The 17,318-nt window shown below is 41.1% G+C and carries 15 protein-coding genes; 9 read left to right on the forward strand and 6 right to left on the reverse strand.

Translation table 11 applies throughout. The features are described 5' to 3' along the window. Nucleotides 1–35: 35 nt before the first annotated feature. The 5 genes from G3R48_RS01015 to G3R48_RS01035 all read right to left on the reverse strand — a co-directional run bounded on the left by G3R48_RS01015 (nucleotide 36) and on the right by G3R48_RS01035 (nucleotide 5,444). Nucleotides 36–1,337: a DEAD/DEAH box helicase gene (locus tag G3R48_RS01015; protein ID WP_153661118.1), complete on the reverse strand. Its 1,302-nt coding sequence runs from the start codon at nucleotides 1,335–1,337 to the stop codon at nucleotides 36–38. A 281-nt stretch (nucleotides 1,338–1,618) separates the two neighbouring features. Next, nucleotides 1,619–3,406 carry an aminopeptidase P family protein gene (locus G3R48_RS01020; RefSeq protein ID WP_153661117.1) on the reverse strand — a complete coding sequence of 596 codons (1,788 nt, stop codon included), beginning with the start codon at nucleotides 3,404–3,406 and terminating at the stop codon, nucleotides 1,619–1,621. A gap of 284 nt (nucleotides 3,407–3,690) precedes the next feature. Further along, on the reverse strand, nucleotides 3,691–4,161 hold the full coding sequence (gene bamJ / locus G3R48_RS01025) for a BamJ family beta-barrel-assembly machinery protein (RefSeq protein WP_153661116.1): 471 nt from the start codon (nucleotides 4,159–4,161) through the stop codon (nucleotides 3,691–3,693). Between the two features lie 113 nt (nucleotides 4,162–4,274). Beyond that, complete coding sequence (locus G3R48_RS01030; RefSeq protein ID WP_153661115.1) at nucleotides 4,275–4,922, reverse strand: YceI family protein; 648 nt, start codon at nucleotides 4,920–4,922, stop codon at nucleotides 4,275–4,277. A 48-nt stretch (nucleotides 4,923–4,970) separates the two neighbouring features. After that, entirely contained in the window at nucleotides 4,971–5,444 is a 474-nt protein-coding gene (locus G3R48_RS01035; protein WP_153661114.1) for a hotdog fold domain-containing protein, read from the reverse strand. Between the two features lie 135 nt (nucleotides 5,445–5,579). Here G3R48_RS01035 and G3R48_RS01040 point away from each other — a divergent pair, with 135 nt between their 5' ends. The 5 genes from G3R48_RS01040 (at nucleotide 5,580) to G3R48_RS01060 (ending at nucleotide 12,562) form a co-directional block, all read left to right on the forward strand. Then, entirely contained in the window at nucleotides 5,580–6,509 is a 930-nt protein-coding gene (locus G3R48_RS01040) for a polyprenyl-phosphate transporter (protein WP_153661113.1), read from the forward strand. Nucleotides 6,510–6,989: 480 nt separating this feature from the next. Further along, nucleotides 6,990–7,955, forward strand: coding sequence for a YbgA family protein (locus tag G3R48_RS01045; protein ID WP_153661112.1), 966 nt, complete (start codon nucleotides 6,990–6,992; stop codon nucleotides 7,953–7,955). Between the two features lie 119 nt (nucleotides 7,956–8,074). Beyond that, entirely contained in the window at nucleotides 8,075–9,679 is a 1,605-nt protein-coding gene (locus G3R48_RS01050) for a cryptochrome/photolyase family protein (RefSeq protein ID WP_228497300.1), read from the forward strand. Nucleotides 9,680–9,975: 296 nt separating this feature from the next. Then, on the forward strand, nucleotides 9,976–11,187 hold the full coding sequence (locus G3R48_RS01055; protein ID WP_153661111.1) for an NnrS family protein: 1,212 nt from the start codon (nucleotides 9,976–9,978) through the stop codon (nucleotides 11,185–11,187). Between the two features lie 16 nt (nucleotides 11,188–11,203). Further along, complete coding sequence (locus G3R48_RS01060; protein WP_153661110.1) at nucleotides 11,204–12,562, forward strand: ammonia-forming cytochrome c nitrite reductase subunit c552; 1,359 nt, start codon at nucleotides 11,204–11,206, stop codon at nucleotides 12,560–12,562. A gap of 119 nt (nucleotides 12,563–12,681) precedes the next feature. On the opposite strand, the gene G3R48_RS01065 is transcribed toward G3R48_RS01060, so the two are convergent. Further along, the gene (locus G3R48_RS01065) at nucleotides 12,682–13,224 is read right to left on the reverse strand and encodes a YgjV family protein (RefSeq protein WP_153661109.1); all 543 of its coding nucleotides are present in this window, start codon (nucleotides 13,222–13,224) and stop codon (nucleotides 12,682–12,684) included. Between the two features lie 590 nt (nucleotides 13,225–13,814). On the opposite strand from G3R48_RS01065, the gene G3R48_RS01070 reads away from it, so the two are divergent. From G3R48_RS01070 to G3R48_RS01085, 4 genes are read left to right on the forward strand one after another with little or no spacing between them, the layout of a single operon-like run. Next, a complete protein-coding gene (locus G3R48_RS01070) occupies nucleotides 13,815–14,369 on the forward strand; it encodes a nuclear transport factor 2 family protein (protein ID WP_228497298.1) in 555 nt (184 codons plus the stop codon). Beyond that, complete coding sequence (locus G3R48_RS01075) at nucleotides 14,366–15,106, forward strand: SDR family NAD(P)-dependent oxidoreductase (protein ID WP_153661108.1); 741 nt, start codon at nucleotides 14,366–14,368, stop codon at nucleotides 15,104–15,106. Before G3R48_RS01070 ends, G3R48_RS01075 begins: the two co-directional genes overlap by 4 nt. Before the next feature lie 23 nt (nucleotides 15,107–15,129). After that, complete coding sequence (locus G3R48_RS01080; protein WP_153661107.1) at nucleotides 15,130–16,398, forward strand: NAD(P)/FAD-dependent oxidoreductase; 1,269 nt, start codon at nucleotides 15,130–15,132, stop codon at nucleotides 16,396–16,398. 23 nt (nucleotides 16,399–16,421) lie between these two features. Beyond that, complete coding sequence (locus G3R48_RS01085) at nucleotides 16,422–17,213, forward strand: DUF1365 domain-containing protein (protein ID WP_228497297.1); 792 nt, start codon at nucleotides 16,422–16,424, stop codon at nucleotides 17,211–17,213. The last annotated feature ends 105 nt before the right edge of the window (nucleotides 17,214–17,318 follow it).

Below are 17,318 nucleotides of genomic sequence, written 5' to 3' on the forward strand. Positions count from 1 at the left end.
ATTGAATTTGCTGTTACCCATAGGGATTCAAGCGTTTATTTTAATTTTTTGTACTGCACGTTTGATGGTTTTTTGCCCACCTTAACATGGCGGCTTTGAAGGTTTTTCTCACCAATCATTTGTTCACCGGCATTATCTTGGCGTTGTTGCTTTTTAGAGAAACTACGACGCTTTTGAATTTGCTTTAACAATAGTTCTCGGCTGCTGACTTCATAACCTGGCACGGCAATGCGGCGAATTTTTTGACCAATAAGCTTTTGAATGTCAGATAAGGTGCGTTCTTCTTCACGACTGACAAATGAAATAGCGACACCTGTTTTGCCCGCTCGGCCTGTACGACCAATACGGTGAACATAATCTTCGGCTAAAAACGGCAGGTCGTAGTTCACAACGTATTCTAAGTCTTGAATATCCAATCCACGCGCAGCCACTTCTGTGGCGACCATTACGCGAGCTTTACCTTCGGTAAATTCACGTAGGGCGCGGCGACGACTGCCTTGGGCTTTTTCACCGTGAACCACAACCGAGTTAATGCCGTCTAAGTTAAGCTCTTTGACCAACACATCAGCGGCATCGCGAGTGGCAGTAAATACCAATACTCGGTGCCAGTTTTTGCTACCAATTAACTCTGACAGCAACTCGCGCTTACGGCGCTGTTCAACAGGGTATACCACTTGGCTAACGGTTTCTGCAGTGGTGTTTTGTTTGTCGGCATTAATCAACTTTGGCTTGTTGAGCATGTCATTAGCCAGTTGTTTTACTGCGCTTGAAAATGTAGCTGAAAACAACAAGTTTTGACGCGACTTATTGACTGCTTGGAAGATTTTTTGAATATCAGCACTAAAGCCCATATCTAGCATGCGGTCGGCTTCATCTAATACTAAAAATTCAACATTCGATAAACTGACATTACAAGCCACAATATGCTCAAGTAACCGACCCGGTGTGGCAACAATTACATCCGCGCCTTGTTTAAGCTTTTGCGCTTGAGTGTCGAGTTTAACCCCACCATAAATGGTGAGAACCGTTAAATCGATATGCTTACCGTATTCACTGATGTTGTCAGCGACTTGAGCGGCAAGCTCACGGGTTGGGGTTAAAATTAGCGCGCGGGTATTTGATGGTTGTAACGCTTTTGGTTGTTCAACAATGCGCTGCAAAATCGGTAACGCAAATGCAGCGGTTTTACCGGTGCCTGTTTGCGCACTTGCCAGTACGTCTTCACCACGACGAATAGCAGGAATAGCTTGCTTTTGTACTGGGGTCATTTCAGTGTACCCACAGTCAGCTATCGCACTGAGGATCTCGGGAGCGAAGCTATATGATTCAAATTTCATACTATTTATCCTGTTCATCTAGTAAAACTGACGACGTCGACAGCCTTTAACCTTTAATTTAACGCTTAACTTAGGTGCTAGCTTATCTTTTATCTTAATCGCTAGGTTTACTTTTGGTTTAGTAAAGCTAGGTTGATACAAGCTGACAACGATTTTGCGGTCGCGGAGTATAACAAATTTTTAGTGATTGCTTGAATACTATCGGGTTGTTTTTTGACTTTTTTGCAATAAAAAAGGGCTGAATCAATTTCTGCCCTTGGTGATAACTTAGTTACTTAATGCTAGATAGCTTGAGTTGCTTGGGTTAACCAGGCTTTGTCATCACCTTCTAACAGTGGGCTTAAAGTCTGTGCCACTTTCTGATGATATTGATTCACCCAGTTAATTTCAGCGGTGGTTAATAGCTGAGTATCGATTAAACGTTTGTCGATAGGAATTAAGGTTAATGCGTCAAACTCATACATTTCACGCTCAGCGCCGGCAAGTGCTTGGCACTTTTGCACTGCAACAAGATTTTCAATACGAATACCAAAGGCGTCTTCGCGGTAATAACCGGGTTCGTTAGACAACACCATACCTGCAACTAATGCCACGTTGTTGGCATTTTTACCAATACGTTGTGGGCCTTCATGCACACTTAAGAAGTGTCCGACGCCATGGCCTGTACCATGGTCAAAGTCAAAGCCGTGTTGCCATAAGTATTGACGCGCAAAGCTATCTAATTGCTGGCCAGTAGTGCCTTTAGGGAAGCGGGCCAAATCTAAGGCAATATGCCCTTTTAGCACTAATGTGACCATTTTTTTATGCTGAGCACTGACATCGCCAATGGCAATCGTACGGGTGACGTCGGTGGTGCCGTCAAGATACTGTGCGCCCGAGTCCACTAAATAAAGGCTGTTTTTTGTCATCGTGCTTGGAGTGCCATTGTTGTGGTTGTAATGGCACATAGCAGCATTAGCACCTGTTGCTGAAATGGTGTCAAAGCTTGGCTCTTTGTATAACGGGTCCATTAAGCGGTAACTTTCAAGTTGGTCAGCAAGTACGGCTTCATCATGCATGTTACCTTGAGCAACTTGAGCATCTAACCATGCTAAAAAGCGAGTAACAGCAGCGCCATCTCGAATATGACATGCATACATGCCAGCTAGTTCTGCACTATTTTTTTGTGCTTTTGGTAATGCAATTGGATCTGCGCCAGCAATTAACTGACAGCCACCTTTAATCGCTGTGAGTTGTGACCATGCATTCGCTGTAAATGGGTCAGCTAGCAGCTTAATATTGCCAAGAGCTAATAAGGTTTGCTCAAGCTCGGCTTCAGTTTTAAAGCTAACCCCAGCACCGACATGTTCCATTGTGCCTTGTGGTAACTTGTTAATGTCAGTAAATAAAATCACTTCACCATTAGTAAATAACAGTGCTGTGCCCAGTAATACCGGTAATCTTGGTACGTCACCGCCGCGCAGGTTAAGTAACCAGCAAAATGAATCTAAAGCGGTAATTAATGCGGCATCAGCGCCTTGCTTTTTTACTATGTCGGCAATTTGCTGGCGTTTTTCTACGCTGTTTCTACCCGCGCCTTGATGGGAAAATAACATCACAGGTGTTGTTGCCGCTGCTGGGCGGTCATGCCAGTGTTGGTCGATTGGATTATTGGCTATTTCAACTAATGTAAGTTCAGCTTTATTGAGTTTGGCTTTTGCTTGTTCAACCCAAGCTAAAGTGTGCAAACGGGTGTCGATACCGACTTTGCTGCCTGCAGGTAAAGTCTCAATGAGCCATTCAATTTGTGGATCTTCTGCTAAACCTAAATATTGGAATATATCGCCACTGACCTGTTGACGCACTTGCACTGTGTAACGCCCATCAGTAAAGATAGCCGCGCTATTTTGTAAAATAATCGCCATACCAGCGGAGCCAGTAAAGCCTGTTGCCCAAAGTAAGCGTTCGTTCTTTTCTGGGACATATTCCCCTAAATACTCATCTGCTCGTGGGATAATAAAGGCATCTATTTGATGTTGTTTAAGCGATTCGCGAATAAGGCCGACACGTTGAGCGATTGACGCAGACATAAAGACTCCAGTGAAAGGCTGGAAAAACCAGTCTAATTAAAAAGGGCAATATTAAAGAGCCGACATTATGACAATTGTGGCTTTGTGGGCGCAATAGCTGTGAAGATTATTTGTGTCTGAAAACGATGTAAAAAAGGCAAGGGTAATGTTAAGCCGATGACTCGTTGCGGTGTTTTTTTCGTTTGAGGTTAACACGCGGAAAATAGAGTTAAGCAAAAGGATGCATCACCAAAAAAAAACGCCACAAAATGTGGCGTTTGGCATGACACGTTCAAGGGGAATATTTAGTTAATTTTGAATAATTCAACGTCAAAAATTAACACTGAGCCGCCTTCAATTTTACCTGCGGCGCGATTGCCGTAAGCTAACTCGCTTGGAATAAAGAAACGGAACTTGTCGCCAACGGTCATCAGCTGTAGTCCTTCAGTCCAACCTTTAATGACTCTGTTTAGTGGGAATGAAATTTTTTCGCCGCGTTCGACTGAGCTGTCAAACACGCTGCCATCAATTAAGGTGCCGTGATAATGCACGGTGACTTTATCTTTAGCGCTAGGGTGCTCGGTGTTGTCACTGCGGGTAATCACTTGATATTGCAAGCCTGATGCTGTTTGTACTACGTCTGGATTTTTAGCGTTTTCAGCAAGAAACGCTTGGCCTTTTTCGATATTCTCTTGTGCGGCTTTTTGGTTATTCGATTGAGTGAAAAAGTAAAAAATGACTGCCGCAATGACAAAAACTGCCAATATAATTTTCATGAACGTTCTCTATTTTTGATATGGATTAACAAGTTAAAGTGAGTTTATAACATATCAACTTATCCTGAAACCACGATGAGTACATGAAATTAGATGGTAATAACAGCTTAATATTAGTTTGTTGGCGATGACTGTTTTAAAAACTCGGCATAGATTTCAATGTCAATGTCATCACCAATTAACGGAATGTAGCTGCCCATATCAAAGTCAGAACGTTTAAAAGTGCTCGTTGCACTAAACCCTAAGGTGTATTTGCCGGTCATCCAATTATCTGCGCCGCCATGGAATATGGCGTTAAAGCTTACAGGTTTACTAATGCCGCGTAATGTTAATGTGCCATAAAACTGAAACTCGGTATCAGAAATAGGGATCACAGATTGCGAAGTAAACACCGCTTGAGGAAATTGTTTTTGGTCAAACCAACTGCTGCCCATTAATGTGTCGGTTAAGTCATCATTATTGATATCTAAAGAGTCGATGTTGACGGTAGCGCTGAGCGAGGCTTGGCTCATGTCTTGCGGTGAAAATGACAGCTGTGCATCAAATTGATTAAAGCGGCCGACATAAGTAGATAACCCTAAGTGACCGACTTTAAATAATACCGCAGCGTGGTTAGTGTCGAGTTGATATTCGCCTTGCTCGAGTTCGATTAATGATGATTGCACCTTAGGTGTTACCCAGCTTATACAACCTTGTGTCAGCAATAAGACGCTGAGCAGCCCAATTTTAACTGTTCGTTTAAGCAAAACGGCTTTTTTCATCACAACGTCCTTGATGTTGATTATCAACTTTCCATTAATACGTTAGGGTTATTTAATGGGTTTTTCTGATATCCATAACTTGATATGACCTTTAACAACGACAACACCATTGCTGTCGTAAGCTTTTACGTCAACGAACATATCACCTGTTTGCCATTGATCTGGGTGGACTTGTGCCACACAAACAATATCTGAACCTGCTTTAGCGGTGTAGTCAAGCGACATCCCTTTTGGAATCCAACGTAAATGCTTCGCAATGGAAGCTTCAGCCATTGTGCCCATGGCCATTTCTAAACCATTACAAATTGCAATCACATGCATTGTGCCAATGTGGTTTTGTACTTTTTTATGTTTTTTAATTAACACCTCACAGCGGTTAGGTTTGAGGGTTTGAATATAGGGATTAACTGTGCCGAAATAAGGCGCCATTCGTGACACCATTTTTGAAAAAATATGGTGGCCAAAAGGGTAGCGGGTGACTTTTTGATAAAGGCCCATGACTTTATTGATTTTAGTTGTCATTGTGTTTCCATTCACAAACTTATCTGGTCGGATGAGATTAACATTGTTGTTAACAATATTGAAATAATTATTCTGCTTCAACTATTAACAAACCTCGGTATAATCCTGATTCTTCTGAAAGATTAAGGGCATGTTTTGAACTATTTTCTCACTTACTTAAAAGGCATGGCGATGGGCGCCTGCGATGTCGTCCCCGGCGTTTCTGGTGGAACAATTGCATTTATTACTGGGATTTTAGACCCGCTTTTAGAGGGGATCCGCAAGATAAACTTGTCGCTACTTAAGATCATTAAACAACAAGGTATTAAAGCGGCCTTTATGCACATTAATGGTCCATTTTTAGTGTGTGTATTCGCTGGTATTTTGACGAGTATTTTTTCTCTAGCTAAGTTAATTTCTTGGTTATTAGACACCCATCCTATTCCCATTTGGTCATTTTTCTTTGGCTTAATTTTGTACTCTGTTGTGCATATGCTCAAACAAGTTAAAGGTTTTAGTTTACCTCGTATTGGGCTGTTTGTGGCTGGGGTCGCGTTTGCTTGGGTGATTACGGTGTTACACCCTATTGAGCTAGAGGCTAATTACTTTACCTTCTTTATTGGTGGTGCAATTGCCATTTGCGCCATGATTTTACCGGGCATTTCAGGCAGTTTTATTTTATTGCTGTTAGGTTTATACCCTGCAGTTTTAGCCGCAGCAAAAGGCTTTGATGTGATTTCATTAACCATATTTGCTTGTGGTTGTGGCGTTGGGTTACTCAGCTTTAGTCATGTGTTATCAGCCATGTTACGTCGTTTCCACGATGCGACATTGATGTTCTTAACTGGGTTAATGTTAGGTACGTTAGGTAAAATTTGGCCCTGGAAAGAAGTGCTGACTTGGCGTGAAAACTCAAAAGGGTTGCAAGTGCCTTTAACTGAAATGAACTTATCGCCGATGCAATTTGAAACAACTACCTCTGAGCCGTCGCAAGTGACGGTTGCCATTATTTGTTGTTTACTTGGTATCGGGATTGTGTGGGGCTTAGAGCGCTTTTCTCAATATTCAAATGCTGACGAAAAATAGCAAAAATGCACTGTTGAGTTTGTCCTTTTAACATTTGAATAAAAAAACAGAGCGCTTGCTCTGTTTTTTTGTGCCTTAATATTAACAATGCACATTTGAAAACAAGCTGCTTTAACTGGGTTTTTAGTCAATTACATGGCCAAATAACTTGAATAAGTCATGCTTACACTTGTTTGCAGTAAATAAGGATGACAAGTCGCAATGACTCGTGACCTTAATCAGCCACTTTACATCTTAATTTTAAAGGACGGAATTTGATTTAATTGAACTATTTTACAAACTTAACCGTATAGCTAATAAAAAGATAACCTGATAAATACCTGTTTTTATGGTGAATTATCAGAGTGATTCAATAATAACAAATACCTTAAACCGACAGGTTTTGATGCTCAATACTTAGTTGATTAGTTGATTAGTTGATTAGTTGATTAGTGTTTAATACTAGTATTGAGCAAGACGCGATGAATTAATGAGGATGTTATGACAACACAACAAGGTAGTGATCATACCGCGCAGATTAATATTGGTATTAGCAGTTGCCTATTAGGCGAAAAAGTACGCTTTGATGGCGGCCATAAGCAATCAATGTACTGTAAAAAAGAAATAGCCGATTTTTTCAATTATGTGCCAGTGTGCCCAGAAATGGCGATTGGGATGGGTGCACCGCGCAAAAGTATTAGACAAGTCAGAGATGGCGACAAAATATATGTCCGCAGCATGGACGGCAGTATCGATGTCACTGACAAACTTGAGGCATTTAGTGATAAAAAGGTTCCTGCATTAGCTCACTTGGACGGTTATATTTTTTGCGCTAAGTCACCAACGTGTGGCATGGAAAGGGTAACCGAATACAAAATTGGCACCAATAACGGCAGCAAAGACGGCATTGGTGTATTTGCTAAAAGAATGATGCAAGCCTACCCCCATTTACCTATTGAAGAGTCGGGGCGATTGCATGATTTGGTATTGCGAGAGAACTTCTTCACCCGCGTTTATGCCCACAATGATTGGCATGAGATGATGAAATCAGGGGTGACTAAGCATAAATTAATCAAATTCCATTCGCGTTATAAATATTTACTGATGGCGCACAGTCCTGTGTGGTATCGAGATTTAGGGCCATTGCTGGCAAATATTGAAGATGTTGAGCAAACTGCCGCGCAATATTTTGATGGCTTTATGACCGCGCTTAAAATTAAAGCCACTCGTAAAAATCACACCAGTACTTTGCAGCATATTCAGGGATATTTTAAGAAACATCTAAATACGACCCAAAAACATGAGTTAACCCAAAATATCATGAAATACCGTGAAGGTTTGGTGCCGCTATTAGTGCCAATCACGCTCATTAACAACTATCTAGCCCAATTCCCAACCCCTTATATTGAGGAGCAAGTGTACTTAACGCCGCACCCTGAGGCATTAAAGTTGCGCTATGCCTATTAGTGTTATGTTGACAAAAAATAGGCCGACAATGTGATAGTTCGTTGTTATTAAGCCCTCGATGTTTTTTGCTAGGGGAATCAAAGCCCCTTTTGTGATATTTATTTCGTGTAGGTGGGTAAATGAATACCTTAATGTGGTTTCGACAGGATTTACGCTTAACTGATAACCTTGCAATGCACCAAGCTTGCGCAGATGCTTGTGCTGACTCTGATGCTTTATCTGATGTTGAAAACTCAAAATGTAATCAGGGGAGTGCTTCTCACGATTCAACTCAAAAATTCACAAATAATGGATTGGTTAGAGCCATCTTTTTTGTGACTCCCCGTCAATGGTTGTTACATGACGTTGCGCCAATACAAATTGATTTTATTCAAAAAAATGTCTTATGTTTGGGGCAACAACTTGCGCGATTAGGGGTTGAGCTCGATGTGATTACCGTTGCGAGTTTTGATGATGTTGATAACGCATTAATCAATTATATTCAACAACATGATATTGACCAAGTGTATGCCAGTACAGAGCCTGAATGGAACGAAGTTCAGCGCGATAAACGGTTAATCAACGCAGGTGTTGCTTTAACCTTGTTTGAGCAACATTGTGCAATAAAACCAGGCATTGTGCTTAATCAAAACGGTGAAATGTATAAAGTGTTTACTCCGTTTAGTAAACGCTGGAAATTGCTAGCGCAATCGCTTGCATTTACACCGCAAGCATTGCTATTAACTGATTTGCCGCGCCGTAATCAACACGCCAGTTTGCATACCCATTTTAGTCAGGCTAACTGCCAGTTCAATCTAAGCGATGACTATCCAGAGTTACCCAGCAGTGAACAGTGGCCTGCGGGGGAGCAAGCGGCTAGTGTCACTTTGCATGCCTTTCTTAACCACAATATTGCCCAGTATTCACAACAACGAGACTTTCCTGCGCTAACAGGCACTAGCGGTTTGTCGGCGTACTTAGCATTAGGCGTCATTAGCCCAACTCAATGCATTGCCGCCACGTTGAGCTATTTTCCTGATGTGCTACATAACGACGCTAGCCCAGCAACAAGCTGGATAAACGAAATTATTTGGCGAGAATTTTATCGGCATTTATTGGTTGCCTTTCCTCGCCTTTCGCGAGGGCAAAACTTTAACGTACAAGCTGATAACGTGGTGTGGCGTAATGACCGTGATGAGTTTCTTGCTTGGTGTGAAGGGCGAACGGGTTATCCTATTGTGGATGCTGCCATGCGCCAATTGAATAAAACAGGTTGGATGCATAATCGACTTCGGATGGTCGTGGCGAGTTTTTTAACTAAACATTTATTGATTGACTGGCGCTGGGGAGAAAAGTACTTTCGCCAGCATTTGATTGACGGTGATCTTGCTGCTAACAATGGTGGCTGGCAGTGGTCGGCGGGAACAGGATGTGATGCACAGCCGTATTTTCGCGTCTTTAACCCTAGCCTGCAAAGTCAACGTTTCGATGCAAAAGCGGGATTTATATTAAGTTACATTCCTGAAATTAGTGACTGGCCGCTTAAATCAATTCATCAACCCAGTGCAATGTTAAATCAAGGCATGTTTGCACTTACCTCTAATTCACCTCATTGCGCTACTACTTCCCTTGCAGATAATCATCAAGGTGTCTTAAGTGACCATTACCCTGCGCCGATAGTTGATCATCAATATGCGAGGTTAAGGGCAATTGATCGTCTTAGTGTACTAAAACGCAGTCGTTAATACTCTCAATAGCTTAACTGGGTTTATGCGTCTATAATCACAATAGTGACGGTTACTATGTCGAGTTAAATATTAAACAGAATATTGTGAAGGCACTGCAGTCAGTGGAGGGAAGTCATTTTGCTAAATGGCAATATCAATTGCCGTTTTATTCATCAATTGAATTAGATTTAGCGAATCATTAAGCCTTCTCTGCGAGTTTGATATTCAATTTACATTTACTACAAACTAAACGTGTATATAAAATGCATGTTTGTGTTATATTGTCGAGATATTAACTAATTAGAGTAAATTTGATGCTCAATATTGATGATCCTAAAGAGGTTGAAACAACCCCTGCAATTTTTCGTTTAGGTTTTCGACCTTTCTTTCTTGGCGGGGCTTTTATCGCCGCACTTTATATTCCACTTTGGTTAATGGGGTGGTTTACTCCTCGATATAGCCTTTTTAATGGTGAGTTTTGGGCCAATGTGATTCCATTATGGTGGCATCCACATGAGATGTTATTTGGCTTTGCAATGGCTATCGTGTGTGGTTTTTTATTAACAGCCGTACAAACCTGGACACACCAAAAAACGGTAAAAGGCGCTTATTTAGCGGTGATTTTTAGTTGCTGGTTACTGGCGAGATTGTTACTACTATTGCCCTTTAATATCCCTTTAGTGCTCCCAGCTATATTCGATACAGCCTTTTTAGGGTTGAGTGCTGCAGTGTTGTGGCGCTGCATTTATCGGGTAAAACAATGGCGCAATATTGGCTTCCCATTAATGCTAATGCTTGCCATGTTAGTTAATTTATTAAGTTATTATGCGCTTTATCAACGTGACTTTTCATTATCGACCCACATTTGGCAAGCCATGATTTGGTGGGTAGCGGTGGTGATTACCATTGTTGGCGGTCGAGTCATTCCATTTTTCACAGCCATTAGAATTAAGCAGCCAAAACCTGAACCGATTAAACAATTAGATGGCCTTATCATCATATTAATGATGTTGTTATTTACACAGGCGCTGACCCATTGGATGAGCACGAATATTGAACAAATTTTGTTGGCGGTAACGGGCATATTACAATTAGCACGCTTAAGTCGCTGGCAAGGGCATAAAACTTTACAAGAGCCACTATTGTGGTCAATGCATTTATCATACTTGGCATTGCCAGTGACGTTACTCGCAATGGCATGGCAAATTGACAATGTATATGCTTATAAAACGTTATTACATTTGTTTGCAATAAGTGGTTTGGCATCGCTTTGTTTGTCGATGATGAGCCGCGTGTCATTAGGTCATACAAGTCGTAATATTTATGAAGGTCCTAGTATGGCATTGGCCTTTGCATGTATTCCCGCCGCGGGGGTGTTTCGTGCCATTATGCCGTTATTAATGCCTGTTCATACACAAGTATGGTTGTGGATGGCAGGGGCCTGTTGGTTTATTGGTTTTGGGATGTTCGTTTGGTTTTATGCTCCGGTATTAACTAAACCACGAATAGATGGTCGTCCAGGATAAAAACAAGGAAGCTATGATGCAAAAAAATCATCATTTTAGTTATGTCATAGGGGCGATATTAATATTGGCTCCAATGCTTGCTCAAGCTGAAACAAAAGATATTAATCAAACCAAGTTCAGTAAGCAGTATGCTGGTTGGGCGGCAACAATTGAGCAGACTGAGTCAGAAGATATGTTGGCGACATACCCTGCCAGTGTTATTTTGTGGGCAGGTTCAACCTTTTCTCACCAATATAACAGCCCAAGAGGACATAAATTTGCCGTGGCTGATGCCTCTCATTCTTTACGTACTGGGGTTGCCATTCCACCAGGTGGTAACGGTAAGTCAGCCAGTTGTTGGACATGTAAAACCCCGGATGCGCCACGCTTAATAAAAGAAATGGGGGAGGAGGGGTTTTCAGGTTCAAACTTTGTTGACCTTGGCCCTGAAATTAAATCGGTTATTTATTGCAGTGATTGTCATGTAGATGGCACTGCGAAACTTGCTTTGCCACGGCCTCATGCACAAAATGCGATGGCAAAAATTGGTTTACCATTTGATGAACAAAACATCTCAATGCAAGGGGCGCAAACTTGTGGTCAATGCCATGTTACTTATTATTTTCAGCCAGAAAATAATAACAAGGTCAATATGCCATGGATATTTGGCAACACAGCCGATGCCATTGAAAAATACTATGATACTCGCCGCTTTTATGAGTGGATTCATCCTATTTCTAAAACCCCAATGCTTAAAGCTAGGCACCCCGATTTTGAGCAGTGGAGTCGCAGTAAACATGCTGATATGAATGTCACCTGTATTACTTGCCATATGCCAACAGTCACCGACAAAAATGGCAACGATTATACTGACCATAAAGTGTCTGGTGCATTGATTCATTTTGACCAAGTGTGTGCAGGCTGTCATAAAAGCAAAGCGCAGTTAACGGCTACATTAGAGCGCAATAAGGCTGAGGTTGATGCTAAAAGTCGCCAAGTGCAAAACTTATTGGTGAAAGCGCATTATGAAGCAAAAGCAGCTTGGGATGGCGGTGCAACATGGCCAATGATGAATGAGGGTATTATGGGAATTCGCCATGCGCAGTGGCGTTGGGATTTTGCTACTGCCTCACATGGCATGTATGCCCATAACCCTAAAGAAGGTTTAGCACTGTTAAACAAGGCTATTGAGCAAGTTAGTGCCGCCCGAGACGTGTTTAAACAAGTGTCGAGTCAAGTTGGTGCTGCTAAGCCAGTTTATCCAGACATTAGCACCAAAGCTAAAGCTCAAGCGGCGATTGGCTATGATGAACCCGCTGCAGTTAAAGCCAAGCAAGCGTTTATTAAAGAAGAAATTGATAAACATTGGCATCCAGTGGCAACTACGGGTTACTAATGTGTTTTAGGTTTAACCTGTTGGTGGTTTGAACTCACGAAAAAAAGCAGCTTGTTAGCTGCTTTTTTTATTGGTTACTTTCAAGGTGTGTTGCGTTTGCTTATTTATTAAGCAAACACTTAAGCACTTGCTTTAACAGTGGTTTCACAAGGTTGGTACACGATCGCTTTAACTAACAAGGTGATAGTGATGACTTGGTAAAGCATGCCAGACCAAGACATCAGATGAATTGATAAACTTAAGTTAAGCATGTTGGTGACAATAAATGTCGCCTTTAATTGGTTGCCATGTAAAAAAATGATGCTAAAACTCATGACCACTGCAGAGGCAATTGCGCACCATTCACTCCAATGGTTTGCCCACATAATCCCTTGAATTAATGCTAATAAACTAAAGCCGATTGCCAGAATGTGGGGCATATAACCGCGCTTACTGACCCGAAGTTGACCGCTTGAAAACCGAGCCACATTAAGCAATTGATTCGCCATTCCAGCAGGGCTGCCCATCAGGCCTAAATGCACGGCCGTTAAACCTGCTGCAAACATATTTTTGGCAAGAAAACATTGTGTGCTTTTAGCTGAACATGCTTGCCAACCGACAAACATCGCTACAAAACCAATAAATTGTGCAGCAAATACAGTGTGAGAATTTACAACAAACAACCTATCACTCCAGTGGGAAAATGGCTGCGCATTGTATGTTTTTTGTTCGTAACTTCTGTGATCTCACTGGCATATATATGAAGAAAGTGATTTGAGGCGTGATAAATAGAGAAAAACTAATTTAATGTGGTCAAATTGCATATTAATGTTTATCAATTTGTTACGGCGTATGGGTGTTATTTTGGTTAAAAAGTAAACTGCCCGGTATTGACTGTCACGGTTCTTATATTCTTGATTGAAAGAAAAGTAAGCTACTTTAAATTTAAACGCTTTAATATCAAATAGTTATTTTTAGCTTTTATTTAACAATATTTTTTAATGTTGTAGTGATCCTTCTATTTTGTCACTTCGTAATTAGCGCTATAACAATGTTTTTTAATGCAACAAAAAGATAGGCGGTTTTACATTGAAAACCAATGGCTTATTCTAAAGTGAAATGACACTGTTAACGAAGCTAATTTAGCGAGCTTATACAGGTAAGTTAAACGTGAGCCATGAGGGATAAATTAAACTTGTAAGCCAGTTATATGACTGGTCACCAGTCATCACGTAATAACAATTGCCGTAATGGAATACCAATGGAGAATGCCATGCAGTCGTCGGTTAATTTATCATCCTTAGCTTCAGTCTCGCCAAGTAAAACATCTGAAGGGGAACAGGGGTTACCTCAAGTACTTCAAAGGTTTAGCGAGCTGTATCAACACTTAAATAGTGACAACCTACACCTGCTGGGTTCTCTTTATCGTGACGACATTTGCTTTATAGATCCCTTGCATCAAATTAACGGGATTAATGATTTAACCCAATATTTCGCTGGCATGTACGCCAATATTATTTCGATTAATTTTACCATTGCGCAGATTGCTGTGATTGACCATCGCTACCATAACAAAGAAGAACAGGGCGCAGACAAGCACTTACCACCTAATGCGCAACAAGCACATGTTTTTTGGACGATGCATTATCAACACCCCAAATTGAATGAAGGTCAGGTCATTAGCGTTGACGGTATGAGTCAGTTGTTTTACACCGACAAAATTTATCGACATCGAGACTATTTTGATGCTGGCGCGATGTTGTATGAACAGTTACCGCTGTTTGGCCGCGTCATTCGTTACGTAAAAAACAGGATAGCCATATCATGAATACCAATACGTTATTGATCACTGGCGCCAGTTCTGGCATTGGCTTTGCTGTGGCTAATCATTATTTATCCCAAGGTTGGCAAGTGATTGCCTGTGGACGTAATCAACAACATTTAGAGGCCATTAATGGTGCTATTGCTTTGGTGTTTGATATTACTGACAAGCAGGCCGTTAAATTAGCGGCAAATCAACTATCAACGATTATCGATTCGAAAAATTTAACCCTAAAACAAGTCATTTTGAATGCGGGCACTTGTGAATATATTGATGATGTAAAGCACTTTGACGGTGATCTGTTTGAGCGTGTTATCAATACCAATGTCATCGCAGTAGGTCATTGTTTAGCTGCGTTTATGCCGTTATTAAGCGCATCAGCACAACTTGGGCTCATGAGTTCAAGTGCAACTTATTTGCCATTCCCTCGGGCACAAGCTTATGGCGCGTCAAAGACTGCTGTTACCTATCTTGCTGAAAGTTTGCGAGTCGATTTAGTTAAACATGACATTGGCGTGAGTGTTATTCACCCTGGTTTTGTTAGTACGCCTTTAACCGATAAAAATGATTTTTCTATGCCGATGAAAATTAGCGCAGAAAAAGCGGCCAATTACATTTACCAAGGTATGAATGCTGCAAAATATGACATTCATTTTCCTAAACGCTTTACTTGGTTACTTAAGTTGGTTGCTTCTTTACCGTCACGATTATTAGTGACGTTGTTGGCACCTAAAGCCCGATAAAAATCCATCTCAAGGAAAGAATAATGAAAAAAATAGCTGTCATTGGTAGTGGGATTTCAGGATTAACATCAGCTTATTTATTAAGCCGTGAACATGATGTTACGGTATTTGAAGCTAATGACTATATTGGTGGGCATACCGCAACGGTTGATATTGAGGTTGCGGGACGCCAATATGCCATCGACACTGGTTTTATTGTGTTTAATGATCGCACTTATCCGCGTTTTCAAAAGCTAATGAGGCAAATTGGGGTTGAATCTTTACCCACACAAATGAGCTTTAGTGTCCACAATGCGCTAACGGGATTAGAGTACAACGGCCACACGTTATGGAGTATGTTTGCCCAAAGACGAAATCTTTTAAAACCACAATTTTATCTGTTTTTAAATGAAATTGTGCGTTTTAACCGCCGTTGTAAACAATGCTTTGAAGCTAACGACTACCCTTATCAATCATTAGGGCACTTTTTAGATAAAGAAGGTTTTAGTGAGTTTTTTAGTCAGCATTATATTTTACCGATGGGCGCGGCAATTTGGTCATCGAGTATCAAAGATATGCGCGAATTTTCGTTGCGGTTTTTTATTGGTTTTTTCCAACACCACGGTTTGTTAAATGTAACTGACCGTCCGCAGTGGTATGTGATAGCTGGTGGTTCTCGTAGTTATATTCCTGCTTTAACAGCGCCTTACGCTAACAATATTCATTTAAACACGGCTGTTAACAAAGTCACTCGTCAAGCCGATGGCGTACATTTGGAATTTGAATCGCAAGATGAACAAGTGTTTGATGAGGTGATTTTTGCTTGTCATAGCGATCAGGCTTTAGCCTTGTTAGGCGACCCGACCCAAGATGAGTCACGTATTTTAAGTCAAATGGCTTATCAGTTAAACGATGTGGTATTGCATACAGACTGCAGTATTTTACCTAAACGCAAAGCGGCGTGGGCAAGTTGGAATTATCGACTTGATGGTCAAAATACCCAGGACATGTTGTCTCGTCCTGCCAGCGTAACCTATAACATGAATATTTTGCAGCGTTTACCTAAAAGCGCACCGACTTTTTGTGTCACTTTAAATCAAACTGACCAGATTGATGAAAGCAAAATACTGCGTAAGTTCAGCTATGCTCATCCAGTGTTTAACCAAGCCAGCACACAAGCCCAAGCACAGCGACATGTGATCAATGGAAAACGTAACACCTATTTTGCCGGTGCGTATTGGTATAACGGTTTTCATGAAGATGGTGTAAGAAGCGCAGTTGATATTTGTAACTTGTTTGGTATTTGCCTTTGATGACCAACTTAACGGGAGCGCCAATGAGATTTAATGGCGGTATTTATAGCGGCAAAGTGATGCACAAGCGTTATCAGCCTAAAATACATCAGTTTGAATACTCGATGGCCATGATGGTTATTGACTTAGACCAAGTTGAGCAACTTGTGTCAATCAGCCGAATCTTTTCAAGCAAGCGCTCAGCGTTGTTGCGTTTTAAGTGTAGCGATTATTTGAACCAATTAACGCATCAATTTGGTGATAACGTTGTGTTAAGCAATGCTGATAATCACTGTAGCGCAGCGGCGCTGAAGTCTCGAGTGTTAAAAACTGTGGCGCATCTAGGCGGAAAAACTGATATTGATAAAGTGCTATTTGCCGGTCAAGTTCGCCACTTTGGTTTGTATTTTAGTCCGGTTAATTTTTACTTTTGTTATCATCAAGGTACGTTAGTTTATATGCTAGCGGAGGTGAGTAATACGCCTTGGAATGAGCGTCACTGCTATTTAGTGAATACGCAGCAGCCGCAAAGTACTGACAAGGTGTTCCCTGTGTCCCCCTTTATGGACTTGCAGATGCAATATAAATGGCAAGTCACTGAGCCGCTAGAGCATTTGCGGGTGGCAATTCGTAATATTGATCCTCAATCACAACGTTTATTTGATGCGAAATTACAACTTCGCAAGCAAGTATATTCCAAACAAAGTATTCAACGGTTTCTCATTCAGTTTCCATTTATGACGCTCAGCATCGTACTGGGCATTTATTACCAAGCATTGAAAATATGGATGAAGCGGATACCTTTTATCGGAAAATCAATCATTAAAGATGCGTAAGAGCATTAACAATAAGGTTTTTATTGCATTTATAAACTAAATTTATTGATTCAGCGTATTGGTTTACAAACAGGTTAATTGTAAAGCTAAAGCGTCACGGAGATG

It is taken from the genome of Shewanella intestini (assembly GCF_018221465.1).
GTDB classification, from domain to species: domain Bacteria; phylum Pseudomonadota; class Gammaproteobacteria; order Enterobacterales; family Shewanellaceae; genus Shewanella; species Shewanella intestini.